We start from the raw sequence: 26,608 nt of genomic DNA on the forward strand, positions 1-26,608 counted from the left end.
GAAATGCAGCATGACGGAGTCGCCCGAAATGCCATAGGGATGCGATTCTTCGGTGACGTCTTCCCGGTCGACAGAGATGACGACTTCGCCATGCTCGGTGAACTTCATCGCGTTGCCCGCGAGGTTGATGATGATCTGTCGAAGGCGACCGGGATCTCCCTGGACCCACTGCGGAATCTGCGTGTCGACTCGGCAAGCCATCTCGAGGCCTTTGTCGGCGGCTCGGACGCTGAGCGATTTTGCAGTCGTTTCGACACACTCACGAAGGTCAAACGGAATGACCTCCAGTTCCATCTTCCCGGCCTCGATTTTTGAGAAATCCAAGATGTCATTAATCAGTCGCAACAGCGAGTCCGCTGAACTGCGAACCATGCCGAGATACTCACGTTGTTCGTGTTCGAGCGAGGTGTCGGCGAGGAGTTCGCTCATGCCAATGATGCCGTTCATCGGCGTGCGAATCTCGTGGCTCATGTTTGCCAGGAAAGCACTTTTGGCTTGGTTGGCCTCGAACGCTTCGTCCCGCGCAGCGACCAATTCTTGTCGGGTCTGTTGAAGCTGTTCGCTCATCAAGTTGAAATGGCTGGCGAGTTTGGTGATCTCGTCATGCCCTGCGTCGACGACTCGCGTATCCAGTTTGCCGTTTGCGATCGCCACGGTGGCTTCGGTGAGGTGTTTGATTCGTCGCGAGAGCGACCATGCGATCAGGCCGCCGGCGAGGGCCGCCATGAACGTGGCTGTGAGCGAGAACCAACGCAGACGGCGGCGCAATTCGTTGACCGGTGCGAACGCGAGCGATTCTTGGGTCTCGCTAACCAGGATCCAACCCAACCCGTCAAAATCACCGTAACCCTGGGAGCGGGCCAACGCGACCAGATAGGCTTCATTTGTTTCCGACTCGACGTGGTAGGTGGTGGCGTATGGAAGTCGGTCGGAAAGCTGCACGTTGGCGAGGTAATGCGACGCGTCACTCATCGGGCGTATTTGTTCGTTGCCGACATGCAGGACCTGGCCTTCATGATTGAGCAGGATCAGTCGTTCGCCGCGTCCGTACCTTTCGGTGCGGCGGTCCACCACGTTGAAGACTTCGTCAATGTTCATGACCGCCTTCATCACGCCGAGAAACTCGCCGTCGGAACCGTCGACTCGAAGTGCGAGGTCGATCGAGTAAATGTGGGCACTGTCGTCGAACTTCACGTCACTGATAAAGGAGCCCTCGCGAACGGCCTCCTGCCACCACCGTTCGTCGTTTTGTCGGTAGTCCGAAGTTCGATTGGACTGCGCAATATTGGCGCCGAATCGGTTGGTGAAGAACACCTCGCCGAAGACTTGGTATCCGCTGCCCTCGTTGATTTTGTCGAGCAGTGAACGCAGGTCACGAGCCACCTTGTTGTTCATCAACGATCGCATGATGGGCGTCGTTTCTCCCGGCGGAGTTTCTCGCCATTTTTCATCACGCTGGTCGATGATCTGTTCGGCGTCGTCGAATTCAAGAAAGTCGACGTTGGAATCGGCGAGCGTTTGTTGGATCAGGTCGCTGCGCGAATATGCGATCCACTGATTGAAACGCGACTGAACGATCCGATCGATTTCATCCATGACCGCAGCGGCGCGCGTCTGCGATGTTTTCTTGATCGCGTCTTGAAGGCTTTGTTGGCCAACACTCGTCGCGTAGTTTCCGACCGTCCAAATCAACGCCGCCGGCAACAGTGTTGCGAGGAGCAGTTTGTAGATGATTCGCACTACTGCCCGCCTTTGCCTGCGCCGCCTACGGCTGAGGGTAACTGATTCTGCACCATGTCCACGTTTTGAATTGTAACCCAACGGGGGGATCGTTCGTAGATTCAGTTTGCAATGTCGAAAGAAACGAGACGGATCGCCCGGGGCTCCGCGGTGATTGAGACGCTGGTTCGGGCCCGCTAGCAGACGACCTTCTACAGAAAACCACGCTTACAAAAAATCACGTGACCACGGGAAGCGGACTATTGCAGGATGCGGCGGAGCGTGGCAACGCGTTCTTGGGAGCCGCCCCAGCTTGGATCGACATCATGGCCGGCTCGGGCAGCCGCGACGAGGTGCGCCATCAGGCCCTCGATACTGACATCTCGGATCTCGCTGATTTGTTCGAGCGTGTAGCCGTCGCGGCAAAGTCGCCAAGTCCAATAGCCGTTTCGAATCGCGTTGGAATCGGTGTTGGCTGCGGCCTGATCTTGGCTCGCCGGGAAAACTTCTTTGGGAGGAGCCGACGCCGATGAAGCATTTTCCGTTGAGGATGGTGGTGGGCTCGGCCGCGGAGCCTGCGTTGGAGCGGGTTGTGGTTGAGACGGTTCCGGAGGATGGTCGATTTCGTGTTGCGAGATGGTCGTCGCGATTAGTTCGAGAAGATCGCTGCCATAGGCTTCCATGAACTCGCTGCTGATTCCCGACACACTCTCGAGCTGCGTCGCGTTGGCGGGACGGGATTGTGCCAAGCGTTCGATCGTCGAACCGGTAAGGATCTGATGAGGCGAGACGCCCAGCGCGGCAGACCGTTTGCGCCGGAATCTTTTCATCCGATCGGTCAGTTCGCTGATCAGGGTTTGCTCGGGGTCTTCCGCGATGATGTCGCTCAGTTCGATCCCGCCGCGTGGTGTTGCCGGGCGATCGTCGGCGTTCGGATTCGGCGAACAGGGGTTGGTCGCCGCAGGGCGTTGTTTGCCCGACTCGGCGATGTCGGAGCGTCCTGATGGAGTTGCTGCGGCAACAGGCTCGAGGGGCGCCGATGGCCTCGCGTTCGCGGTCGTAGGTGCAGAGGGTGTTGAGGTAGAGGGTGTCGGGGCAGGGGGCATGCCGGAGTTCTCTTCAGTCGCCACGTCACCCGATTCAATCTGCGACGCAGCACGCGAAAGCTTCTTCGCTAGTCGATGCTTCAACTGAAAAGCGGCCGGCAAGGGATCCTGGCAGTTCATAACCCGGCGTCCTGGATCGGTCATATGAATCGTCGGCCGGCGTTCGCTGATTTCTTTCTGGTCGAGTAGTCCGGCCGAGAGAAGCGAATCCATCACGTCGGCGAGTTCCGCTTGCGTCATGCCGGTCAACATCCCATACGTGCTCAACCGATCGAGTCGTAACTGGGTGACCCGTTTGTTTTTCGAACCGGCGAGCATTTGGGCGATCAGGTTCTTCCCGAGCCGGCCATGAGTGCGCACAACGCCCGAGAGCACCACGCGAATCCCGGTGAGCAAGTGTCGTTCGTCCACGTCCGGAAAGGCGACCGACATGGACGGACCCGGCGTGCCGGCAGACTCTTCACTGCTCCAGTTCCCGTCGCGGATCAGTTTGCCGCCGATCGGGTCGCAGCGGTCGCAACGGGTACAATCGTCTGCGTTGGGATCGCCGAAGTAATCGAGAATGACGCGTTGCCGACAGGATGACGCGCGGGCGAACTGAATGACGGCTTCGAGTTTTTCATACTCGGCGGCCTTGCGTCGTTCGAGTTCTTCGAAATCGATCGGGAGTTGTTCGAAACGCAGGTCACGCCGTGTGATGTGAACCGCTCGGCCACGAAACGGCGGGACATAGTCGAAGGCGCGCAGTTTGGTCAGTTCCCGCAACTGCGTGGTAACCTTAGCGCGGTCCATGTCGGCGTGTTTGGCGATCACGTCGGGACGAACATAGACGTCTTCTCCGCGCCGGTCGCCGACGACCTTTTCGACGGCGGTCATGACTCGCCGTTTGATTTTGGCTTCGCGTGGAAGGAAGTCGAGGAGTGTGGGGGCGTCGCTGTCGATCCGCACGATTGCCTGGTTCGAACCGGCATCGAGACGCTTGAGCACGCCTGCGCGAGCGAGCAACGTTTCAGACGTACTGATCGCTTCGGTGCCGTCGCGGACTTCGATCGCGGTCCGCAGTTGCTCGAGCGTCAGTTCGATCGGATCTTCCTCGCAGGACAGCAAGTACTCGTAGACCTTCTTGACGGTTGCTTTGGACGGATAACGGTTCTCGATAAAGAACTCTTGGATTTGACGATCAAAGTAAGCGAACAGCAGCAGGCAATCGCTCATGACGCCATCGCGTCCGGCCCGCCCGGCTTCCTGATAGTAGGCCTCGAGTGATCCGGGAATGTTGAAATGAACGACGAAACGGATGTCCGATTTGTCGATCCCCATCCCGAAAGCGTTGGTGGCAACAATCGCCGAGAGTTCGCCTTTCATGAACGCTTCTTGCACACGGCGGCGATCGTCGGGATGCAGTCCGGCGTGATAGACACCGACTTTGCGACCGGTTTTTTCGGGCAACCAGTCCGCGATCTCTTCACAGCGTTTCCGGGTCGCGGCGTAGATGATCCCAGTGCCCTCGCGGCCGCGAAGATACTTCTGCAGGAGATCACGTTTGGCGTTGTCATTGTTGCACGACTCAACGGCAAACTTCAAATTGGTGCGTGCAAACCCGGTGACGAAGATGCGCGGTTCTTGCAGATTCAACAACTCGCAAATGTCATCGCGCACCGTCGGCGTTGCCGTTGCGGTCAACGCGATGGTTTGGACGCCGCCCAGGTAGCGATCTCGGAAACGTCCCAGACGCGAGTAATCGGGACGGAAGTCGTGTCCCCATTCGCTCACGCAGTGAGCTTCATCGACGGCGAGCAAGGCGATGTCTGCCTTGGAAACCGCGTCGAGAAACATGCCGTTGCGGAGACGTTCGGGGGCGACATAGACGAGGTCCAGTTCACCGCGAGCCATCGCCTCCATGACGGATTCTTGCTGCCCCTGCGACAGCGAACTGTTGATCAGTTTTGCCTGAATGCCGCGTGCCTGCAGCGTGTCGACTTGGTCTTTCATCAACGCGATCAACGGAGAGACGACGATCGTCGTGCCCTCGCGCGCAAGCGCCGGCAGTTGATAGCACAGACTCTTCCCACCGCCGGTCGGCATCACGCACAGGCAGTCCTCGCCCGATGCCAACGCATCGACGACGTCTCGTTGCCCAGGCCGAAATGACTCGAGACCAAAACGTGGCAGCAACGATTCAGGCGAGTTCGTTGTCGGGCGGACAACGCGCGATTGTGCGGTCGCAGAAGGACCCGAGGAATCACCGGCGGGGGAAACGGTCGATCTGGAGGGAATCGCGGGCGGTGTCATCCGAAACGCCTGGGCGGGAGAAAAAGGAAAGGGAGGTTATTGAGCGAGAGGGTTGCGTTGGTTGGTCATGTCGAGCGTCCTGCCCGACCGTTCTCTCGTAATCGCTCGTGTGAATTGTTCGTGGAATCGTTCGCGGCTGAATTCGTGCAAACGTTCGCCCGGTGCAACCTCTTTCGAACGTCTGCTTCGGAACGGGCCGGACGTCGCCGGGGAATTCGTTTCATTTTCGATGGCTCGTTATAGCAAATCTTTGACTTTGACGAACCGCATCACGAGATCGCCGGTTGCTCGTATTCTGCTAGGCAGCCTCCACGTGTAGACTGGCGGCACGTGCCCCACCTATTAGACGGTTGTTGTGGAACCACCGGTGGAGTGTCCGCTTCGCGGGTGAGTGTCTAGCTCGACTTGGCCAACCTGATTAACTCAGCCAACCTGATTAACTCGGCTAGACAACGAGTGAAGGCGCGGTCGCCGATCCAATCGCAGCGTACTTATGCGAATCAGTCATCTGGTATATCCGATTGTCCAGCCAATTCTGCGGTCGCTGCGCCGCAGTCCGCTCCTGATCCGCAAAATCTTTGATGTGCGTGTGCCGCCCGACGTCGCGGTGCAATACGACCCGACGACGGTATTGCTCGCGCGGACGATGCAGGACCTTGTCGCACAGACACTATCGAGTCGCGGCAACGAGCCTCCGCTGAGGTTGCTCGAAATGGGAATCGGCCAAGGGGCCCTCGTCAGTTTGTCGATCGCCGCTCAAACCCAACCGGAGGCTGTCCGAATCGATGGAGTTGACTGTTCGCCGAGTCGGGTCAATAGTTCGCGGGAGGTGGCCAGTTTCAACGGCCGCGATGCTCATTTTTGGCAGAGCGATTTGTTCACTGACGTGTCGCCCGAATCCCAGTACGATTTCATTTTCTTCAATCCCCCCTACGTTCCAACGCAAACCGGACGCGATCTTCAATTGACGCAGCGTTTGGAAGTCGACGGTGACCAGATGTGGGACGGCGGCGAAGACGGGGCAAGCGTCCTGCGGGAGTTTCTAGATCAATCGCGGGAATATTTGTCGCCGGGCGGATGCGTCGTCTTCGGCGTGCAAGAAATTTTCTTGCCGGATGCCCTGGTGCGCAAAACAATGGAGCCGTTCGAATATCAGCGCATCGAACGACAAAGACCTCGATGGTTGCCGAGCACAGCTTATATCGGCTATCGCCCGACGCCCTGATCGTATGTAATCGTAGGGGGCAAGCGTGTCATTGCCGACAAAAGATCGGTTTTGGGGTGATCGCCGCTGATGCACCTGCGACGGCAATTTCGAATCTGAATCGGCGTTGCGGTGACGTCAGGATGATCGTGTCTCGATGGTCTACTCGCCATAATTTTTGGCCCTCTTTCTTTACAAATCGTTAATTCTCGAACTCACGGATTCCAAGACATGTTTTCTCGCCAATTCAACCTCCTGTCATTCGTGATTCTAAGTGTGACCTTGCTCGGGATGCTGCCGGGATGCGGTGGCGGGAGCGGCGACGGTGGGAACGGATCAGGGGCGAAGTCGGAAGGATTCGAATTGGATTGGGGCAATGGCAGCGTGAAAATCGGCGAAGACGGCAGCGTCGACGTGAAAGCTCCCGGCGTTGACGTGCAGCGCAAGGCAGGCGAAAGCGTTCGAGTTCGAACGGAGAACGTCAACGTCGATGTGGACCACCAAGACGGCGTGCAAGTCAAAACGCCCAACACCGAAGTCGATGCATCGATGCAGCGTGGCGTGAAGGTGGACTCCCCGGGTGTCAACGTTGACACGAAGTGGAGCAGCGATGACGCCGCAGGTCGGTAGGGACTCGAGTGGTAAGAGCTCGGGCCGCAAGTGCTCGGGCAGTAGATGCTCAGGCAACATAGGCAAGAGCAGTAAAGGCTCGAGGGGCAAAACGTTCGAGCGTGCAGTGACGTTACAGGACTGCCGACGGATGTGCTGTCCGTTCACGGTTTGAGGGTCGATCCGAGTCGAAATCGTTGCTCGTACTTGGCGGTGCAACGAATGGTACTCGGCCTTTTCTTTTTCGGAAGACACGTCTGTCATGAGTGGAAATGAACCAGCCGGTGGTGCGGCAACTCCGCGTGTATTCGTCGCGGAATATCTCTGCGGTGGCGGTATGTTTGACACACCGTGTCAAGCGATCCCGGATTCGTTGCTGGGCGAAGGCAGTTCGATGTGGCGGGCCCTGGTGGAAGACTTCTCGCAGTGGGCAGTGGTTCGCACGGTGACCGACCCGCGTTTGAAGTTTCCGATCTACGACCAGACTCAGGTGGAAGCGGTCGAGATGGAACCGTGTGCCTCACCATGGAACCAATGGATCGCCGAGGCCAGGAAATGTGACTTTGCCGTCGTGGTGATCCCCGAGACCGACGGGCTGCTGACCAAAGGAATCTCATTGATGCGAGCAGCCGGCATCGAAGTCTTGGCCCCCGGCGGCAATGCGATCGGGTTATCCGGCGACAAATGGGCGATGGCCAAATGGCTGCACGGTCATGACATTCCTCATCCTGATACATGGTGCGTCGAACGACGAAAGTCGAGTGGTGACCAACGTTCCTACGGTTGCTCACGTCCACTCTCGGCGGGCAAGTTAGGACCGTTGACCGGGAAATTTCCTGAGGGCGGTTACCTGGTAAAGCCGCGTGACGGGTGTGGCACGATGGACATTCGCCGGTACGAAGAACTGCAACCGGCGTTGACCTCGATGCATAAGCACGAAATCACACAACAACGAATGATCGGCCGGTCCGCTTCGGTGTTGGTTACCGGCCACCGCAGTAACGGGAGCATCAACATGCTGCCTGCGGTCTGGCAGACGATCGAAGAGGTGCCTAGCGAAGCGAGACCGGGCAACGAGACGAACGAGATCGGCCCGGCGGAAATGCCTCCGCTGGCAACCAACCAATTAGTTTACCGCGGCGGTAGTGGCCCGATTCCGATGGAAATGCAGTTGCGTGCCCACGCATTGGTTTCGCGGGTGATGCAAGCGTTGCCGGGGAAACTCAGCGGTTTCCTGGGAATCGATCTTATCCTCGGCCGGGACGCGAATCATGACGTCGTGATCGAACTGAATTCGCGATTGACGACATCCTACATTGGCCTTCGCAAGATGACCGAACAAAACCTCACGCGCCGGTTGTTTTACGACGGTGAATCCGCCCCGAAGATTAACGTTCCCACCGATTCGGTGCAGTGGTCGATCGGCGAATGTGCCGCCGCGTTGCCGGGCAATTGGCGATAGTTCAGTCCCGTGATCGCGGCGGTTTACAACCGAGGCCCGTCTGCTTTGAGTTCGAGCAACCGCTGCTTGCGGTGCCACAACACGGTGCCTTCGGAAAGCGGTCCGTGCTCGGCGTCTTCTGGGCTGAGCTGAGATTGAATTTGCTCGGCGACTTTGATTTGCTCTTCGATTTCACGAACCTCCGCGTACCACTTTTGATAGGCCGCGGTTTTGTCAGGCCGGTCCATGCATTGTTCCCGCCAAAGTCGTTCTTGACGCCGACTGAGTAACTCGCGGTCTTTGCGGCGTGCTTCTTCGCGGATGCGTTCATGCTCGCGTTGCTGGGCCGTGAGGGAACGACTATTCGAACGCGAAACAGGGGTCACCGAGAGATCCTCGGTCGAGTGCCGTTGATCGCTAACCAAACCGACGCTGACTCGTAGACCGATTCCGCAGAGCAGGATGACCACGAGCATCGCGGTCACCGCGAGGACGCCTTTCGACAAAGGTGACATCGATGGTTGTTCTGTACGCAGCGATCCGCCACGGCCGAGAAGTGCCGAGGCGGATGCGAGAGAATCGTTAGAGAAAACTTTGTTGCTCATATACAATGAGTGTAGCTGACGTCTTGGCAGATGAAGACAAAAGCTGCGTCAATTTGACTACTTCGTGAGAATTGTCGGAAGGTTATTGGCGATCTCTTGAAACGCACTGACGAGCTCTTCGCCAGATGACGCGTGGTAGTGCTTGCCAGCACCGATACGTGCAACTTCTTGCATGTCGGCTTGGTTGGCTCCGTCACTGAACGTCACGGTTTGGATGTTCACGTTGTCGTTGTTCATCATCGAACGTGCGACGGTGTCAGGGTCGGTTCCGGTGTTGTGATTTCCGTCGGTCATCACGACCATGGTTTTCGAAGCAAACGGGCGAGCATTGGCGTGTTCGAATGCCGTTTCTCCGGATTGCATTCCTCGACCGATCGCGGTGTTACCACCGGTTTGCAAGTCTGCAACGGTCTGGCGAACGTCTTCGTAGTTGTGAGTCAGGTAGATGTCGAGTGTACCGCTGCTGGAATAGCTCGCGATGGAAACCTGTTCGTTTTGCGGAGTCTCTTCGAGAACGTCCAAGAACGCATCGACTGCAACGACCAAACTCTCCCATGGCGTTGGAGGGCGAGGGCCGAGGTCGAGGTATTCTTCCCACATAAACTCTTTGTAGGTGTCCTCGTTTTGGCCGCTGGAATAGTACGCGTTTCCACGTCGGTTGTAGTAGATGATGTTGGCATCGGCAGCGGCGTCCATCGCGTCGCGACTCCACATGTTAAACCCAGATGGCCAATCGTAGTCAGGCCACTCCATCGATCCGCTTCGGTCGAGGACGAGCGAGATGTCCCGGTCGACCTGCATCGCAACGCTGCTGTTGGTTGGCGAGAAGTCTTTGCGTGCCATCAGGCTCGGGAAGATCAACTCGACCTTACCGCCCTGGGACGAACCATCGCGTTTGGCGTTGATGCGTACGGAACTGACGGTGAGTTCGTTGCCGTTGACTTGGCTCGTCGGGATCTTGTTGAAGATGAACCGGCCAGACGAACCGTTTTGCTCAGAGTAGCCGAACTCGATGTCGCCGTAATCATCCGAAGAGCTGAGTTGCAGCGGTTCGTTGTTCACGTTGTTCAGGGCCGCGGTAATCACCGCTGCTTGCTTGGCTGCCTCAACGGTTTGCTCTTCACTGAAGGTCCGTCCTGCCGAACGAGCGGCCGCGTCCGATGCGATCATCAGTTCCGTCTTGGTCAACTGCATGTGTGCCGAGTTGATTGCAAAGGCGGCGAGGATCGCGAGGACCGGAAGGACAACGGCGAGCAACACCGTGACTCCACCAAACCGCGGGCGAGCCTGAGTGTGCAATCGCGGGCGAGTCGGCGGAGCGTAACGAAGATTGCGGCGATCAAGGGGGGAGTGATACATGGTTAAAAACTCAAACGGGTGTAGTGAGGCTGGAGTGTAACTTTTGAAAACAGCCCCCCCGGGCAAGATCAATTCAAGTGGTTTGGATAAATCGGTTTGAATGAGTTGACGATTTAGTCGTTATTGCCAATGGCTATTGTTCGTAGAAACCGCTGTAGCGTTCGGTCTGCATGTTCGCGGTCGATTCCAATTCGATACCGCTGAGAAACAGCGGCAGGAAAAACGCAACGTCATCGAGTTGAACAGCAACCCGGACAGAAACCTCTTCGGTGTCCTCATCGATCGGGCTGCAGTCGACGGTGTATCCGCTGCTGAAGATCGCGCTCATGATGCGTTCTCCCTCGGCTTCCGCTTCGGCGGCGGTCGCGCCCGGAACAATCGCGGTACGTGCGGCGAAGTACGCGGCGTCTTGCGCCAGGTTCCTCGCCATGTTCATTCGAGCGAACTCCATGCACGTGAAGATCGTCACGATCAACACGTTGCACACGAGAGCGAACTCGACCAACGTGGCCGCGGTCCGATTCGGTCCACGACGCTTGGCCGAACGTGACCGCAAGGTCGCGGTTCGATAGCGGCTCGACCGACGTGCGAGCGTCGAACGTCTTGTTGAATGTTTTTTCATAGGACGACTACTCTTGGTTCTCGAATTCTTTACGCATGGTGACACGTGCGGTCAGTTGCAGGTCGCCGTAGAGTCCCGCGGGAGCGGCGAGGTTACCTGCCGCGGGGACGGTCACCACGAGGGTGACATGTTCGAGTGTTTCCGCATCGTCGTAGGTGGCGTCTTCGAAAGAGACGGCGTCTCCGCCAAATTGCACGCCACGTTCGGTCAACACTTCTCGAACCCGAGCGATGGCGGCGGCATTGGTTCCTCCGCGATTCACACCGCGACGAGCACCTTCATAGGCGGCGATCGAAACGGTTTCTTTCAGAAAGAACACCGAACAAAGGTCGATCGTTGCGAGGGTCAATGTCATCAGCACGGGAAGGCAAATGGCCACTTCCGCGGTCGCCGTCGCGGCGCGTTTGATTCCCAAGAGGTCACCGCCCCGTTGGCCACGGCGACGAACGCTGCGGGTGCGACCGAGGCCACGTTGAGGAATGCGGTGACGCTTCACGCCGCTTCGCTCGACAGATGGGATTGGTGTAGGAGCATTCATGGTGCTGCGGTTCTCATCGTCTGTCGTTTCCGGTGCTTTGCGTGGTACACACGTTTTCGCCGTCCGCTCGAGACTGGTGGTTTGTTCAGGAGGTGATGAGCAGGTGCCAATCACTGAATGAATTCTGACGCCGAGTGAGACCGCCTCTAATGAATTGGCTATCTCCCTCTAGTAGCAAACCTAGGTCAGAAATCTATCGGAGGTCGAGAAAATCAGTTTATTTTGCTACCTACCATTTCGAGAGTGAGAAGTTACCGTTCGAGCCCAAGAACGCCGTGCACTGAGACGCCGGCGCAGCAAAAAACCCCACACGACACGAGGCCGTGTGGGGCATTTGCGAGAATTAATGCGTGGACCTTTTAGCCCGTCAGCGATTCGCCGCGAGCATATCGGCCGAGGGTTGCCTGGTATTTGCGTTTGCCCTCTTCGACGCTCTTTCGAATCGCCTTGGTGCTCTCATCGCTTTCTTTGCGGAGTTCCGCGATCATCTGCAGCGACTCGATTTGGAAACCGCTGATTGCGTCAACGAGTTTTTGAACGGATTCCGGATCGATCGTGCTGCCGTATCCGGCCTTGAGTGCCGCCCGTTCGAGTTCACGGCCGAGACTGGCGACGTCTTCGAGTCCGCGGTTCACACCGTCCTTCATTGCCTCAGTCGCCTGAGTGACTTCGTGCAAACCGTGTTGGCTGGTGTAGACGGTGCCGAGGATCGTGAAGACGTGTTCGTTGGTAGTAAAGAACGTGACCGCACGACGGAAAACGCGTTCTTTCACGTCGTGGGTTTGCTTCAGTTTGGTGATCAGGGTCTCGCCGACGTCGTAGCCGATTTCGAGGTTTTCGGCGATGTCTTTGAGAAGCTGATACGTCTTGTCTTCTTTCTCGAAACGATGACGGGCTTCGTCGCGACGAAGCTCGAGTTGACTCTTGCCTCCCTCATCACTTCCCTCGTAGTTGTCGAGAGTCGTTTGGGCGGTGGCGAGTCCGTCTTTTGCTGCCTCGAGAATCGGCAGGTGTTGGTCGAGCAATTCGCGAGCGAGGACTTCCGATTCTTTCAACGCGAATCGGAAATCGATGTACGCGTCCATGATTTGCTCTTCGGAATTCAGAGCGTTTTTCGTGTCCTTCGCCACGTCGCCGTAGATCTCAATGATTTTCTCGAACCGGTCGCTCGGGGTGCCCCGACGCATTTTCATCCACCAGTTCGAAACCTTTTCGGTGCCGCTGATTTTGCCATCGTCGAGTTGCGAGATCAGCCGTTTGCTGTCTTCGCGAATCGAATCGAACATTTGGGTGATGTCCATGTATCGGTTACCGATCTGGACGCTTTCCACGTTCTCGCGAACCAACGCGTTGAACGAACTCATGTGCTTGATAACTTCCGCAATCGCGAGCACTTTGGCTTCGTCGAGATACTTCACGTCTTCGAGGAGCGTGATCAATTCCTGCGGCGCTTCGTTGCGGTCACCGCCGAACTTATTCAGCGTTTCGAGCGCGCGGTCGAGATAGTCACGCATCGAGGTGGAACGGGTATCGAGCGTCGGTTGGGACGTCTTGGATTGGGATTGTGGAGTATCGTCAGGAGCGTTGGCTTGTGCTTGTTGGCTCATGGCCCGAACTCATTGGTGCGAAGGTGGACGAAGGGGAAAAGGTTTCTAACAAGGTAAACGTCCGTGAATACGTTCGCAATCAGTCGAGCCTTGCGACGACCGTTGCAGTGACGGCGAGCGATGCGAATTTTTCGCGGTTTTCACGGCGACCGGAACGAAAACGCGATGGTCGGCCGGCGGCCGAAGGCGACGTTGATCGGCATAACCGTTTCGTTCGGATTACTCGACAATCAACGCGTTGCAGTTACCTGCCGAATTGCTCCGATTTTTTAACAAACGTCGTCGTCCCGGCTGATCGTTCTCCATAGTTCCCATGGCGAACATTTTTTAGCCCGTGAACAAAACCATCGGTGCGAATGGTCGTCGTTTTTTCGCAACGTAGAGCAGTGGGCATATGGCAACTTCGACGATTGATTCACCGAGCAGCACCGACACCTTTCACCTCCCGTCGAGCCCATCGGACGACGTTGCGACGCTGGACTATGCTCCCGCGATCGAACCGGTTGCCGATGAGAGTCAACTGAAGACTTCAGCCGAGGTCTCGTACGCTGACGATGTTCTCGACCGAATTGACGACACTCTCAATCTGATTGCCGAAGCGCAGCAGGTCGCCAGTGGCAATCGTCCGGTCACGTCCTACGACATTTCGATCATCGTCCCGGTTTACAACGCTCGCGAAAGTTTGCCGGAAGTGCTCGAGCGGATTGAAGAGGTGATGCCTTCCTCGTGTGAGGTCATCGTGGTCGACGACGGCAGCACCGATGGCAGTTGGCACTACGCACGCGGATTGATGCCCAAACCCAACTTGACGGTCCTTCGACGTCGCCGACATCACGGCCGTGGATCGGCGATCCGCATGGGCCTGCGTCATTCGACCGGTCGGGTCGTGGCAATCCAAGACGCCGACATGGCGTACGATCCTGCCGATTTGCTCGGCGCGGTGTGGCCCATTCTCGAAAACAAAGCCGATGCGGTTTACGGTTCGCGTCGACTGCGCCGTGACACGCGGCGTGGGATCTCGTTCGCATCGCGATTGTCCGGCCGGATCACAACGTTGGTCGCAAACCTGGCAACGGGCATGAAGATTTCGGACATGGAAAGTTCGCACAAGGTCTTTCGTGGCGAACTGATTCGCTCACTCGAACTACGCGAATGCGATCGTGGATTCGACGCCGAAGTAACCGCAAAGGTTGCTCGCCGGGCGAAGGTCGTGATGGAGGTTCCGACCAGCTTTGAGGGCGATTTCCTCGACGATCAGTTCCGCCCCAGCCTCTCGACGCTGATGCAAACGCTCCGCGGGCTCGTCCAGTATCGCGCCGCGTGATCCAGCGAGCGCGTTCAAAAGCCGGTCTCGTTTTCCAGCGAGTCCGCAGCGACTGGGGCACGGGTGCATTCCGGCGGCAAAAAGGCGGGTGAACATGGGACGAGTAGAGCCCCCGGGTGTCCTGGGGGAGTTTGCGGTACAATCGAGAGAGATCAGCAGGGGCGTTCGGATCGAACATCGTTTGTCTTGCGTTTAGTGGTATCAGACCGCTACTCTGGCGGGCGAGAGACGGCATCCCCGCCGACAACGCTCCTTTTCTACGCACTTGTCTGACCGAACGGGCTCATTGCCCCTCAATCCATAGAACGTGACCAATCCGCATTCGACTACCGACGACGACTCTGCGGCTGACGAGGGGAGTGCGTCGAGTTCCGTCTCGACACCACCAGGAACGGAAGGTGACGGCCGCTGGTCGAGCCGGCTTTCAGCCCGATTTGGAATCCATTTCGACGACGAAATGTGCCAGTGGTGGGACGAATTGGCGGGTTCTGTCGCCGGTGGGCAGTCCGCATCGCCGGAATTGACCTGGGGTGAATTCCGCTACTGTGCGACGCCGCAAACGTTACTGTCGGTGGTCCCGGACCCGTTCTGGCCGCCCCTGATGCCGCCGAACTTCCTGCCCTTGGTCGGAAACGGTGCGGGCGATTGGCTGTGCCTTCGTTTGCTCGATCCGGAGCAGGCCCAGCGGACAGGAATTTCGACGGACATTTGTCAGTGGTATCACGGCGGAGGCGATTGGTTGCCGTGGGGCAGTCGACTCTCCGAAGCCCTATTGTTCGATTGGTCGCTCGGCCGCATGCCGCAACCCGATCGTCGTCATGCCGAACCCGCGTTTGACCAGAGCGACGAATCAACCGCAGTCTCGAACGCTCGTTTCGGCCCCAACGACTGGAGCCAGCACCCGTGGGGGCAATGGGTCACCGAGCGATTGCCGTCGGTGCAAGCCATCGGATGGGCGGACGCGACTCCCCGGCAGCTCGCCGATCAATTTCTAAGCCACCAGCTTTGCCAGACTCCGGTTCGGTGCCAACTCGTCATCGACGCCCTGTCGAGTGAGTTGGCAAACCACCTCAACGCCAAAGTCGCTCACGATCTGGGAATGGTTTGGAATGACCTGATGCGTTGGTCGTTCGATCTGCGGACCATGCCGGGCGACATCGCCGATCGGCTGCAGCAGGCATTGCAGTTGTCACCCGATGCGTTTGATCCTGCCCAGCAACGTTGGCCGGAAGTTGCCGAGCACGCGCACGCGATCAGCCAAACCAACCAAGACCTGTCGTGGGGACACGACCTGCTCGGTTATGTGCAGTGGTCGGCGGGCGACATGGCCTCAGCGAGACAATCTTTCTCCAACGCACTGCGTTGCAGCGTGTTCACCGATCAGAGTGTTCGCATGCGGACGCACTGGGCCACGTCGTCGGATGGCGTTGCGAAGTTTTCGGCGAGATTCCTGCAGGACATGAATCAGTCCGAGGGAAACACAGGACAACACAACAACGTGTCGGCCGACGCGAGCCCTGACCAACTCGGGCGTCTGCCGGCCGTGATTCCCGATTCGGAGCTGATTCAGTTTTGTGGCCGATGCGTCAATGACGGCGAGGGTTCGGTGCGCACAAAGTACTCTCAAATGCTGATCGAGAAATCCGAGCAGGCTTCGACGCCCCAAACCGCGGCTCGGCTGCTGTATGCGGCGGGTTGGGATTTGGGTGCGGAACCGCTGCGTCGCTACGGGGAGTTGCTCGACCGATACATTCGCTGTTGTGGGGAGGCGGGATGGGCCAGCCACGAACGGCTCGCGACGGTGCATCGCGACGGGCTCAAGGCGAGATACAATCTCTAGGGAATCGATTTCCCATGAACCACAACTTGGTAGCAAATAATGAGTTCACCATCCGGCCCCGCCCCTCGGGCAGCGTCCGATCTTGAGAAAAACGCCAACATCTCTCGCAACATCGTTTGGCACGAGACGACTGTCGACCGAAACGCACGGGAATCGAATTTGGCCCAGCGAGGGACGGTTGTCTGGTTTACGGGCTTGAGCGGTTGCGGCAAATCCACCATCGCCAACGAATTGGACCGATTGCTGATCGCCCGCGGTGCTGCGTCGACGCTGCTGGACGGGGATAACGTGCGTCACGGGCTCTGCGCCCCTCCATCGGGATTGGCCCCCGAACACGGTGACGAGTTCGCCGAACGGTTCGGGCTGGGGTTCTCGCCGGTCGATCGGGAGGAAAATATCCGCCGAATTGGCGCGGTCTCGGCTCTGATGTCCAGCGCCGGATTGATCACGTTGGCCGCATTTGTGAGCCCATACCGCAGGGATCGCGACCGAGTTCGGCAAATGGTGGAAGCCGCAGGACAGACCGGTGACTTTTTAGAAGTATTCGTCGACACGCCGCTGGAAATTTGCAAACAACGCGACCCCAAAGGGCTGTACAAAAAGGCAATCGCCGGCGAAATCCCGCATTTCACGGGAATCAGCGACCCGTACGAAGCTCCTAAGTCGCCCGAAATTCACCTGCGATGGCGAGAGGGCATGACCCCCGCCGACGCTGCGGAAGAAATTTTGCAGGCAATGGTGGACCGCGGGGTGTTCGCGAGCCGATCGTAGAGCTTTCCCGCCTCCTGTCATCGCCGCGAAGCTTCCCTGCGGGGGTGGTCCACTGCCTGCTCGAGCGGGATATCGCCCGACCGGTCGGCCCTGAGTGGCCCCATACTATGGGGATGGGTGCCGTCACATGGCGAGCAACGACGGAAATGCCGCGTTTGAGCCCAGCGACGGGGCCGAGTCCAATATGCAAAATTAGTCCTGCGCGGCCCGATTTGACGTTGCGTTCGCAGGGGGGCACGTTAGACTTCGCGGGAAAATCATTTACTTTAACTTGGGTCTGACGCGGACGGCATGTGACCTCCGTATTGGATTCATATTGGAAACAGTTCTCCGTATGACGATCTCGAAAGAACGTAAAAAAGAAGTGGTCACCGAGCACGGCTCGACGGCCAACGACACCGGTTCCCCCGAAGTTCAAATTGCCATTTTGACTGAACGGATCAACGGATTGACCGAACACATGCGGACGCATCGCAAGGATTACGCCTCGCGTCGCGGTCTGCTCGGGTTGGTTAGCCGTCGTCGACGTTTGCTCGATTATGTGCGTGCCCAGGATCCACAACGATACCTGGATGTCATCGGTAAGCTCGGTATCCGCAAGTAGTTCTTGTTAGATCGGTCGTCGGCGCGGTCCTACGACCGCGGTCGGATGGCCATCGGGGAACGGCCCCGGATTGGTTGTTTACGAGTGCTATCACTCTCTTTGCTGCTGCGACGGACTGCTGACGGGATCGCGAATCCCGAGGCAGCCGTGTCGAGGTTAAGTTCCTCGAAACGATTGCAATCGCTGCAGATTCTTGAGGACCGTTCGTCTCGGACGAACATTTCTTATTTGTCCATTCACGCATGGGTTCGGCAATCGAATGACCGGACTCATGCAGGTGAAAGTGGCACGGTGTTTCTCGAGCCGTGCCGCGGTGATGGAAGCGTCGGTTGGATGCGTCGAGACGACGCTGCCGACGTGCATTGCTTCCCATCGCTCCCCGTCAGCCCCTTTGTTGAAACGGTTGCCCTCGTATGGGGTCGTTTCCAAGGATGGTGTTGTGGGGACGATCAATTGGATCGGGATTGTTGGCGGTTGTTTGCCGCCGTTTTGTAGTTTGTAGGAAAAGAAAGTTAATTGAGGTTGCGGTGAGTATTCACAAAATTCGCGTCGAGCGAAAAATCGGCGATTCGGTCATGTCCTTTGAAACAGGGCACGTCGCCAAACAAGCCGCCGGCAGTGTGCTGGTGCAGTACGGTGACACAGTGGTCTTGGTGGCCGCTGCTTCGGGAGCCCCACGTCCAGGCATCGACTTCTTCCCGCTGATGTGCGACTACCGCGAGCGGCTCGCCGCGGCTGGTAAATTCCCAGGCGGTTTCTTGAAGCGAGAAGGTCGCCCGAGCACGAAGGAAATCTTGAGTTCGCGTTTGATGGATCGCCCGATCCGTCCGCTCTTCCCCGACGGATTCATGGACGAAGTGCAAGTCCAAGCGATGGTCGTTGCGAGCGATTTGCAAAACGACGGCGACGTCCTGGCGATGAATGGTGCCGGTGCGGCTCTGCACATCAGCCCGTTGCCGTTCCTCGGACCTGTCGCGAGCGTCCGTGTTGGTAAGGTCGACGGCAAATTTGTTGCCTTCCCAACCTTCGACCAACTCGAAGAGTCCGAACTGGACATGATCGTCAGCGGCGGTCGTGACCAAGTCGCCATGATCGAGGGCTTCGCCAATGAAATGCCCGAAGATGAAATGATGGAGGCGATCCAGTTCGCCCACACCATCATCCGTGAAGTCATCGAACTTCAGGACGAGCTGTATCAAAAGGTCAACCCGACCAAGATCCCTTACGAAGCACCCGCTGACGACGGCTTGTTCGGCCGTCTCAACGACGCGTACTACGACGAGTTCCGCGCCGCCCAACAAACGTCGGGCAAACAGGCTCGCGCCGAAGCAACCAGTGCTCTTCGCGACCGCGCGATGAGCGAAGTGATTCCTGACCCCAATGCCGACGGCGCGATCTGCGTCAATCGATTCAAGAAGGTCTGGCACGATCTCGAAGAGAAGGTCATTCGCGACCTGATCAGCGCTGGTACTCGTCCGGACGGACGCGACCGTGACTCGCTGCGTGCGATCCACTGCGAAACCGACCTGCTGCCTTGCGTACACGGTTCGGCCTTGTTCCAACGTGGCGAAACTCAAGCGTTGGTCACCATCGCATTGGGAACCAGCCGTGACGAACAACGCGTCGACGGTTTGCAAGACGAGTACAGCAAGAAGTTCATGCTCGACTACAACTTCCCTTCGTACTCGGTCGGTGAATGCCGTCCGATTCGTGGGCCAGGACGTCGAGAAATCGGTCACGGTTCGTTGGCCGAGCGAAGCGTTGCTCCCGTGCTGCCACCGGCAGATGCGTTCCCGTACACCATCCGCGTCATCAGCGACATCACCGAATCCAACGGTAGCTCGTCGATGGCATCGGTTTGCGGTGCGACTCTCGGCTTGATGGCCTCGGGTGTTCCGATCAGCAACCCGGTTGCCGGTATCTCGGTCGGTTTGGTGCAAAACTCACCTGACGATTGGCACCTGTTGACCGACATCCTCGGAACCGAAGATCACTTCGGCGACATGGACTTCAAGATCGCCGGAACGCAAAACGGGATCACCGGTATTCAACTCGATTTGAAGATCACCGGAATCGGCGAAGACATCATCCGTGCGACGCTGAAGCAATCGCGTGAAGCTCGGATCGAAATCTTGAAGAAGATGCTCACGACGATCCCTCGTCCTCGTCGCGAAATCTCGCCAACCGCACCTCGCTTGCTCCGCACGAAGATCTCGCCCGATAAGATCGGTGCCCTGATCGGACCGGGTGGTAAGAACATCCGTGGCATCCAAGAAACCACCGGCGCCGTGATCGAAGTTGACGACGACGGCACCGTGCTCGTCGCTAGCAACAACAAAGAATCTGCGATGGAAGCGATGAAACAGGTCGAAGCCTGCACCGCGACCGTTCAGATCGGCAAGATCTACGACGGAATCGTCAGCAGCATCAAGGAGTTTGGTGCGTTTGTTGAAATCCTTCCTGGTCGTGACGGTCTCGTTCACATCAGTGAAATGAGCGGCGGATACATCAGCAGCCTCGATCGCGTGGTTGCCGTTGGTGACGAAATGAAAGTTCTCGTCATCGACGTCGATGAGCACGATCGCGTGAAGCTCAGCCGTCGTCGGGCACTCGAGGAACTCGGCCTCGAAGACCCACTCGCTGCCGAAATCGAAGAGAACGGTGGCGGCGAAGGTGAAGGCGAAGAACGCCCACGCCGTCGACGTGGTGGCGGAGGACGTGGCGGCCGTCGCGACGGTGGCGGACGCTCACGCGACTGAGTTCATCCCGCAGACTCGACGCCGGGATCTCCCGGCAGCGAGCCTGCCTCGTGCGTGAACAACTCCGACGCCTCTGGCCAGACAATCTGATCTGCTATCGGCGTCGGGCGGTTACCGTGCATTTGATGTGACGTACAAGAAACGGTGGCTTCTCGCGATAATTGCGGGCCACCGTTTTTCGTTGACCGGATCAAGTCTGATTCGGTCGAGCGACATTCGATTCGTGCGGATTGAAAAAATCCTACACTGCATCGAGAATGTCTGCCCGAACAACTTCTCGCGGTTTGCATCGGCAATGCTCGCGAGGACATCGGTCGGCAGCGAAAAACCTTCTCTTTTTTTACGGCATCATCCTGTAAAGGGATTCGATAGCGATGGGCATCTACGATCGCGACTATGGTCGCTCTGAACGAACACCGTGGGATCGAATTGAAAACCCACGCAGCATGCTGGTCATTCTGATCGTCATCAACGTTATCGTTTATGTCCTGCAGATGCTCTTCTTTTACAACGTGCAACAGGAAATCCCGGCACAGTTCGACGCTATCGAATTGACCGCGAGCGATCGCGCCGTGATTGAAGCACAGTACACCGTAAAACGAAGCCACATCGATGACATCTTTGCCATTCGAGGCGAGTCGTTGCTGCGACCCTGGCTGTGGTTTCAAACACTCACCTATGGTTTTCTGCACAACACCGACAACATCTTCCACCTCGTCTTCAACATGTTCATCTTGTACGTGTTCGGGCGACCGATCGAACAACGGCTCGGTGGGCAGGAGTTCTTAAAGACATATCTCGCCGCGATCATCTTTGGCGGAATCGTTGCGATGGTCTCGCCGTGGATCTTGTCCGCAATCGTTCCCGGTGCTTCCATTTACTCGATGACGATGGGAGCGAGCGGTGGAGTGGTGGCGATGATTGTCATCTTCGCGTGCTTCTTCCCGCATCAAGAATTGTTGTTCATGTTCGTCATCCCGATGAAGGCGTGGGTATTGGCGTGCTTGGTGGTGGCTATGGACTTGCTAGGTGCCGCGGGATTGTCCGGCACCGCGACGGCATACGACGTCCACCTCGCGGGAGCCTTGTTTGGTTTCCTGTACGTCAATCAGCGTTGGAATTTTCGTTGGCTCGATCTGACCCGTCTCGCCGACGTTCCTGGCACGCTTCAGCAACGATCCCGGCGGGCAAAGTTGAAACTGCATGATCCCGAGAAGAAAATTCGGGAGGAAGAACGGGAAGCCGATCGAATTTTGGCTAAAATCCATCAATCGGGCGAAGCGAGCCTGACGTCCCGCGAACGCAAAACGCTCGAACGATACAGCCGCCGAAAACGCCAATCACGCGACAATTAGCGAAAGCCAGAAAACAGATGTCTATCGCCCCCAAAATCAATCGCCGTTCGGCAACCGGGTTGACCGCCGCCGCTGCCCTCACCGCTTGGCTTTCGCGGCCCCTGAAAGCACTGGCCGACGAAGGAGCAACAGGCGACTCCCCCGAGCAAACCGCCACACCGGCGGCCAACAAAGATTCGGCCCCCACAGCGGACGAACAGCCAACCAAACCTCTGCCCTACCTCGACCGGATCGGCCTGCAGCTCTACACGTTGCGGAATCAAATGTCCGACGCCCCGGAGGCAACCCTCGAGGCGGTCGCCAAAGCGGGGTACTGGCAGGTCGAGTTGATGAATATCGACGAAGAGGCGATCCGCATCGCCGGAATCGCTCGCGACCATGGGTTGGCCGTACACAGCGGTTTCCTAGATTTCAATATCATCACTGCCCCCAAACGAGACGGTGTCGCGTCGTTGGATCAGACGCTGGAGATCGCCGAACGGATCGGACTGCGTCACGTCGTTTTCGGATACATCGCAAAGAATCAACGCGACACGGCCGACAAGTGCAAAGCGATTGCAGATTCCGCGAACGCTGCCGCGGACAAAACTCGCAGTGCCGGGATGCGGATGTGTTACCACAACCATTCGTTTGAGTTCCAACCCTTTGCGGTCGACTCCGGCAAAGGAAAAGATGCCAAACCGTTGAACGCGTATGACATCTTCATCGAGCGGTTTGATCCGCATCAGATGGAGTTCGAACTCGATGTCTTCTGGGCGAAGATCGGAGGGCACGATCCTCTCGAGATGATGCGACGCCTTGCCGGACGGATCAGCCAGGTCCATTTGAAAGACCTGCTCTCGGGCACCCCGGTCATCACCGACGAATCCAAAGTGCCCGCGGATGCGTTCCAAGAACTAGGCGACGGGACGATCGATATCCCCGCCGTCATGCGTTTGGCAAAAGAGATCGGCGTTGACGAATGCCACGTTGAGCAAGACCAGTCCCCCGCGCCGCTCGACAGCATTTCGCAGAGTTACCAGTTCCTGGCATCCAACTAGTTAACCGTCGACGACCGCGAACCTGTTCCTAAACCGACCGGAAGAATCCGCCAGTGTCTATCAACCTTGTGTCTGCTCAACCTGCTTCGTTTTTTCGGTGCAGAGTTTGGTTCATCGTTCTTGCTTGCCTGTTTCTCGGAACGTCAGTGCGTGGCGTCTCGGCTGAGGAAAAGACCGAAGCGCGTCAACCGGCTTCACAGAAAAAGTCGATCAAGAAAAACACTTTCCAGCCGAGTCCGCAAGTCACCCAGACGCTACTGCCTCTCTTCACCGCAATCGCAGACGCAGACGTTTCGCGTGCGAAAGTCGAGTTGTCGGTGGAAACCGTGATGCACGGGGAAATCGTTTCGAATGAAAAGTCGACGTTCCAAATCGCGTCGAAGTTTCCGAACCAATACACCATCTACCACAAGTCGGACGAAGAACGCAAACGACTCTACGCCGACGGGAAAATCTCGACGGTGGCGTTGACCCCACAGGCCTACTACCACCTGCCCGAAAGCCTCAACAATCAAACCCTCGTCACACGCACGCCACTGAGTCTCGGGCCGTACCCCGAACCGATGCTCGCGTTGACAGTCGCGGGAATTGATCCCTCGGTGACTTTCCTTGGTGGCATGAACTCGGTAACCGTGCGTGGAAAGACAAAGTTCCGCGGACGGACGGACTCGATCCACGTTCAGGGCGAACAGGATGACGGCGTTCGCTGGGATTTGTGGTTCACTGACGAAGAGAATCCGAGGCCGCTGCGATTGCTCGTCAACCTGACTCCGATGCTGATCGCGACCGGACAGGTGCGGGTCCCTCAGGGTTATGAACTCTCCCTTCGTTACGATTTCGTCTCGTGGCGTGTGACAGGTGAAGTGGACGAGCGGTTGTTCCAGTTTTCGCCGCCCCGTGACGCCACTCAATACGCGTCGCTGGAAGACTATCGTGAAAAAATCGCGAGCGAAATCGGCAGCCATCCGTTGCTAGGCAAACCGGTTCCTGAATTCACCCTGACGCTTCTCGATGGAACCGAGGTAACGTCAAAGGACCTCCGCGGCAAAGTGGTGGTGCTCGACTTTTGGGCGACGTGGTGCACGCCGTGCCTTCAGGCGATGCCTGTGATCAAGTCGGCGGTTGAGGAGTTCGAGGACAAAGACGTTGTGTTCTACGCGGTGAACGTTGCCGAGAACTCGGCGCTCGTGAAAGGGTTTGCCGGAGAACAGGATTGGGGCGTGGACGTCGCGGTCGATCCCGAAGGCACGATGATCGACGTCTTCTCAGCCAAGAAGATTCCATTGACGTTGGTTGTTGCTGGGTCGGGAATCGTCGAAGCCGCACACGTTGGCTATCCCGGCAAAGATGCACTAAGAAAACAATTCCGCGATGAACTCGACGTGCTGACCAAGGGAGGACGCATCGCCACCTCCGAAACATCCGCTTCCAAAAAATCGAAAGAGTAGAACATGCATCGTTCGCCGGCCGGTCTCACGTGTTGGTTTTACTTGGTGATTCTGGCCACTGTGGGCTCACCGAAATTGACCGATGCCTCGGAACCACTCTCTTTCGACGTTCGGCTCCTGACGGTCGATGCGAACGAGGGCATCGCGGCGGGTGACGTCGACATGGATGGGCGGTTGGACCTTGTGGCAGGTCGAAATTGGTACCGTGGTGGCGAATGGGTTCCCCGTCCGCTCCGCAATATCGACGATTGGAATGGCTACGTCGAAAGCAACGGCGACTATCTGTTGGATGTCGACGGCGACGGTCGCCTCGATGTGATCGCGGGCTCCTTCCTACCGACTCAAGTACATTGGTTTCGCAATCCCGGCGAAGACGCTTTGAAACTCGGCAAACAGTGGACACGTCATTTGCTGATGGATACAGGCGCATCGGCCAACGAAGGTCAGTTGCTCGAAGACATTGATGGTGACGGAACCGTCGAATGGATCGTCAACAGTTGGAAAGCCAACACCGCAACGGTCGTGTGGCGATTGGTCCCCGGGACAGCCTCACCGACCGACGATTCCACCGACCAAAAGAAAAAATCAGTTCAGGCATCCTTTGATGCCAAACGAAGCGTGATCGGGAAAGACGCCAACGGGCACGGAATCGCGATCGGGGATATCAGTGGTGACGACCGTAAGGACATCCTCGTGGGCAGTGGCTGGTATGAGCAACCCGCCGAAGATATTTGGGAAAAGGAATGGAGGTTTCATCCTGATTGGAATCTCTACGCGAGCCTCCCCATGATCGTGACCGACCTCGACAAGGACGGAGACAATGATTTGATCTTCGGAAACGGGCACGACTTCGGATTGCAGTGGTGGGAAAACATGGGTATCCCCGACACAGATTCGGGCATGCTCACGTGGACCGAACACGTCATCGACCGCAGCTTTTCACAACCACACTCGATGATCTGGAAAGACCTCGACGGCGACGGCCAACCCGACCTGATTACCGGAAAACGCTACTACGCACACAATGGTGGCGACCCCGGAGGCAAGGAAGTTCCCTGTTTGTATTGGTATTCCTGGGACCAAGAAACTCGCACTTTCACCCGTCACCTGATCGATGAAGGTCGTGTCGGCACAGGTCTGCAAATCGTGGTGGAAGACTTCAACCAAGATGGCCACATGGACATTGCCGTTGCCGGCAAGAGCGGAACGTATCTCCTAACCGCAAAGCAATAATGCCGAACGACGAAGAAGCATCGACGAGCGAGTCGCTGACGATACGAGACGCCCAAGAACAAGTCGATCATTGGATTCAAACGATCGGCGTTCGCTATTTCCACGAATTGACCAACCTGGCTCAATTGGTCGAAGAGGTCGGCGAGGTTGCGCGGATCCTTTCTCGGACGCATGGCGAGCAATCAAATAAAAAAGGAGAGTCCCCGGGGGATCTCTCAGACGAGCTCGCCGATGTGATGTTCGTCGTGATTTGTCTTGCGAACCAGTCAGGCATCGATCTAACCGAAGCACTGAAAAGAAATCTGCAAAAGAAAACCGATCGCGACCGAAACCGCCACCGCGATAACGAGAAACTGCGATAGCTCCTCGTTCGCGAAGTCAGGCTCACCGCTGTAAACGCCTACGTTACAGAGCAAGCCTTCGTGCGTTCGCACCGTGTCGCTCAGCGCCGTCTATTTCGAGAGCAACTGTCGGTACATGTTGATCGCCGCAGGTCCGACGAGCACCACGAAAATACCTGGGAAGATGAACAGCACGAGCGGGAAAATCATCTTCACCGCCGTCTTTGCCGCCTTCTCTTCCGCGATCTGACGACGCTTCGTACGCATCGACTCACTCTGGACTCGGAGTGCCTGTGCGACGCTCGAACCAAACTTGTCGGCTTGAATCAAGATCGACGCGAGTTGTTTCAAGTCGTCGACACCACTGCGATACCCTAGGGCTTGCAACACCTCCGATCGTGGTCGACCGAACTGCAACTGAGAGTTCGCGATACTGAATTCCTCGCCGATGTTTTTGTGGCTCTTCGCCATTTCCTCGGCAACCTTTCGCAACGCTTGGTCCATCCCGAGCCCCGCTTCCACGCAAACGACCATCAAGTCCAATGCGTCGGGCAGGCCGAGGAAGATCGATTCCTTTCGTTTGCTAGCCATGAACCCGAGCACCAATTGCGGGATACCAAAGCCAACGATCATTCCACCAAACAATTTGATCAGGAGCCCCTGGGTCAAACCGTCCATCAACATCCCAAGGACGCCTCCAAAGAAGAGCCCAACGCCGGTAAAGACGAGTTGAATCATCTTGAAAACGATCGGCGAACTCTCTCGTCGGAAGCCTGCGTTGACGAGCTTCT

At 57.3% G+C, this 26,608-nt stretch carries 21 protein-coding genes; 13 read left to right on the top strand and 8 right to left on the bottom strand.

What is annotated here, in order from left to right:
* A partial coding sequence (locus tag RSSM_RS33440; protein WP_008688415.1) for a hybrid sensor histidine kinase/response regulator occupies positions 1 to 1,740 on the bottom strand: 1,740 nt, incomplete at its 3' end.
* 239 nt (positions 1,741 to 1,979) lie between these two features.
* On the bottom strand, positions 1,980 to 5,117 hold the full coding sequence (locus RSSM_RS29300; protein WP_008688417.1) for a RecQ family ATP-dependent DNA helicase: 3,138 nt from the start codon (positions 5,115 to 5,117) through the stop codon (positions 1,980 to 1,982).
* A 493-nt stretch (positions 5,118 to 5,610) separates the two neighbouring features.
* On the opposite strand from RSSM_RS29300, the gene RSSM_RS29310 reads away from it, so the two are divergent.
* The 3 genes from RSSM_RS29310 to RSSM_RS29320 all read left to right on the top strand — a co-directional run bounded on the left by RSSM_RS29310 (position 5,611) and on the right by RSSM_RS29320 (position 8,392).
* Complete coding sequence (locus RSSM_RS29310) at positions 5,611 to 6,342, top strand: methyltransferase (RefSeq protein ID WP_008688419.1); 732 nt, start codon at positions 5,611 to 5,613, stop codon at positions 6,340 to 6,342.
* Positions 6,343 to 6,552: 210 nt separating this feature from the next.
* Positions 6,553 to 6,951: a hypothetical protein gene (locus RSSM_RS29315; RefSeq protein ID WP_008688421.1), complete on the top strand. Its 399-nt coding sequence runs from the start codon at positions 6,553 to 6,555 to the stop codon at positions 6,949 to 6,951.
* 241 nt (positions 6,952 to 7,192) lie between these two features.
* Positions 7,193 to 8,392, top strand: a complete 1,200-nt coding sequence (locus RSSM_RS29320; protein ID WP_008688422.1) for an ATP-grasp domain-containing protein — start codon at positions 7,193 to 7,195, stop codon at positions 8,390 to 8,392.
* 23 nt (positions 8,393 to 8,415) lie between these two features.
* Here RSSM_RS29320 and RSSM_RS29325 read toward each other — a convergent pair whose 3' ends face one another.
* From RSSM_RS29325 to RSSM_RS29345, 5 genes are all read right to left on the bottom strand, one after another.
* On the bottom strand, positions 8,416 to 8,976 hold the full coding sequence (locus RSSM_RS29325; protein WP_008688425.1) for a hypothetical protein: 561 nt from the start codon (positions 8,974 to 8,976) through the stop codon (positions 8,416 to 8,418).
* 57 nt (positions 8,977 to 9,033) lie between these two features.
* Positions 9,034 to 10,335: a vWA domain-containing protein gene (locus RSSM_RS29330; RefSeq protein ID WP_008688427.1), complete on the bottom strand. Its 1,302-nt coding sequence runs from the start codon at positions 10,333 to 10,335 to the stop codon at positions 9,034 to 9,036.
* 133 nt (positions 10,336 to 10,468) lie between these two features.
* Positions 10,469 to 10,957 (bottom strand): TadE/TadG family type IV pilus assembly protein, encoded by a 489-nt coding sequence (locus tag RSSM_RS29335; RefSeq protein ID WP_008688430.1) that lies wholly within the window; start codon positions 10,955 to 10,957, stop codon positions 10,469 to 10,471.
* 7 nt (positions 10,958 to 10,964) lie between these two features.
* The gene (locus RSSM_RS29340; protein WP_144060215.1) at positions 10,965 to 11,495 is read right to left on the bottom strand and encodes a TadE/TadG family type IV pilus assembly protein; all 531 of its coding nucleotides are present in this window, start codon (positions 11,493 to 11,495) and stop codon (positions 10,965 to 10,967) included.
* Between the two features lie 359 nt (positions 11,496 to 11,854).
* On the bottom strand, positions 11,855 to 13,102 hold the full coding sequence (locus RSSM_RS29345) for a hypothetical protein (protein ID WP_008688432.1): 1,248 nt from the start codon (positions 13,100 to 13,102) through the stop codon (positions 11,855 to 11,857).
* Positions 13,103 to 13,496: 394 nt separating this feature from the next.
* On the opposite strand from RSSM_RS29345, the gene RSSM_RS29355 reads away from it, so the two are divergent.
* The 10 genes from RSSM_RS29355 to RSSM_RS29410 all read left to right on the top strand — a co-directional run bounded on the left by RSSM_RS29355 (position 13,497) and on the right by RSSM_RS29410 (position 25,838).
* Positions 13,497 to 14,426, top strand: coding sequence for a glycosyltransferase family 2 protein (locus tag RSSM_RS29355; protein WP_008688437.1), 930 nt, complete (start codon positions 13,497 to 13,499; stop codon positions 14,424 to 14,426).
* Between the two features lie 307 nt (positions 14,427 to 14,733).
* A complete protein-coding gene (locus RSSM_RS29360; RefSeq protein ID WP_008688440.1) occupies positions 14,734 to 16,266 on the top strand; it encodes an SMI1/KNR4 family protein in 1,533 nt (510 codons plus the stop codon).
* A gap of 39 nt (positions 16,267 to 16,305) precedes the next feature.
* Positions 16,306 to 17,037 carry an adenylyl-sulfate kinase gene (gene cysC / locus RSSM_RS29365; RefSeq protein WP_008688442.1) on the top strand — a complete coding sequence of 244 codons (732 nt, stop codon included), beginning with the start codon at positions 16,306 to 16,308 and terminating at the stop codon, positions 17,035 to 17,037.
* Positions 17,038 to 17,371: 334 nt separating this feature from the next.
* Positions 17,372 to 17,641 carry a 30S ribosomal protein S15 gene (gene rpsO / locus RSSM_RS29370; protein ID WP_008688445.1) on the top strand — a complete coding sequence of 90 codons (270 nt, stop codon included), beginning with the start codon at positions 17,372 to 17,374 and terminating at the stop codon, positions 17,639 to 17,641.
* Between the two features lie 527 nt (positions 17,642 to 18,168).
* Positions 18,169 to 20,400 carry a polyribonucleotide nucleotidyltransferase gene (locus RSSM_RS29380; protein WP_008688450.1) on the top strand — a complete coding sequence of 744 codons (2,232 nt, stop codon included), beginning with the start codon at positions 18,169 to 18,171 and terminating at the stop codon, positions 20,398 to 20,400.
* A 374-nt stretch (positions 20,401 to 20,774) separates the two neighbouring features.
* Positions 20,775 to 21,755, top strand: coding sequence for a rhomboid family intramembrane serine protease (locus tag RSSM_RS29390; protein WP_008688454.1), 981 nt, complete (start codon positions 20,775 to 20,777; stop codon positions 21,753 to 21,755).
* Positions 21,756 to 21,772: 17 nt separating this feature from the next.
* Complete coding sequence (locus RSSM_RS29395) at positions 21,773 to 22,795, top strand: sugar phosphate isomerase/epimerase family protein (RefSeq protein ID WP_008688456.1); 1,023 nt, start codon at positions 21,773 to 21,775, stop codon at positions 22,793 to 22,795.
* Positions 22,796 to 22,941: 146 nt separating this feature from the next.
* Positions 22,942 to 24,243 carry a redoxin domain-containing protein gene (locus RSSM_RS29400; protein WP_008688458.1) on the top strand — a complete coding sequence of 434 codons (1,302 nt, stop codon included), beginning with the start codon at positions 22,942 to 22,944 and terminating at the stop codon, positions 24,241 to 24,243.
* Positions 24,244 to 24,246: 3 nt separating this feature from the next.
* Positions 24,247 to 25,476 (top strand): FG-GAP repeat domain-containing protein, encoded by a 1,230-nt coding sequence (locus tag RSSM_RS29405; protein WP_008688460.1) that lies wholly within the window; start codon positions 24,247 to 24,249, stop codon positions 25,474 to 25,476.
* Positions 25,476 to 25,838, top strand: coding sequence for a nucleotide pyrophosphohydrolase (locus tag RSSM_RS29410; protein WP_008688462.1), 363 nt, complete (start codon positions 25,476 to 25,478; stop codon positions 25,836 to 25,838). Before RSSM_RS29405 ends, RSSM_RS29410 begins: the two co-directional genes overlap by 1 nt.
* 90 nt (positions 25,839 to 25,928) lie before the next feature.
* On the opposite strand, the gene RSSM_RS29415 is transcribed toward RSSM_RS29410, so the two are convergent.
* The coding region (locus tag RSSM_RS29415; RefSeq protein WP_044303968.1) for a type II secretion system F family protein at positions 25,929 to 26,608 on the bottom strand (680 nt) is incomplete at its 5' end.

Origin of the sequence: Aporhodopirellula sallentina SM41 (genome assembly GCF_000346505.1) — a bacterium.
GTDB lineage: Bacteria > Planctomycetota > Planctomycetia > Pirellulales > Pirellulaceae > Rhodopirellula > Rhodopirellula sallentina.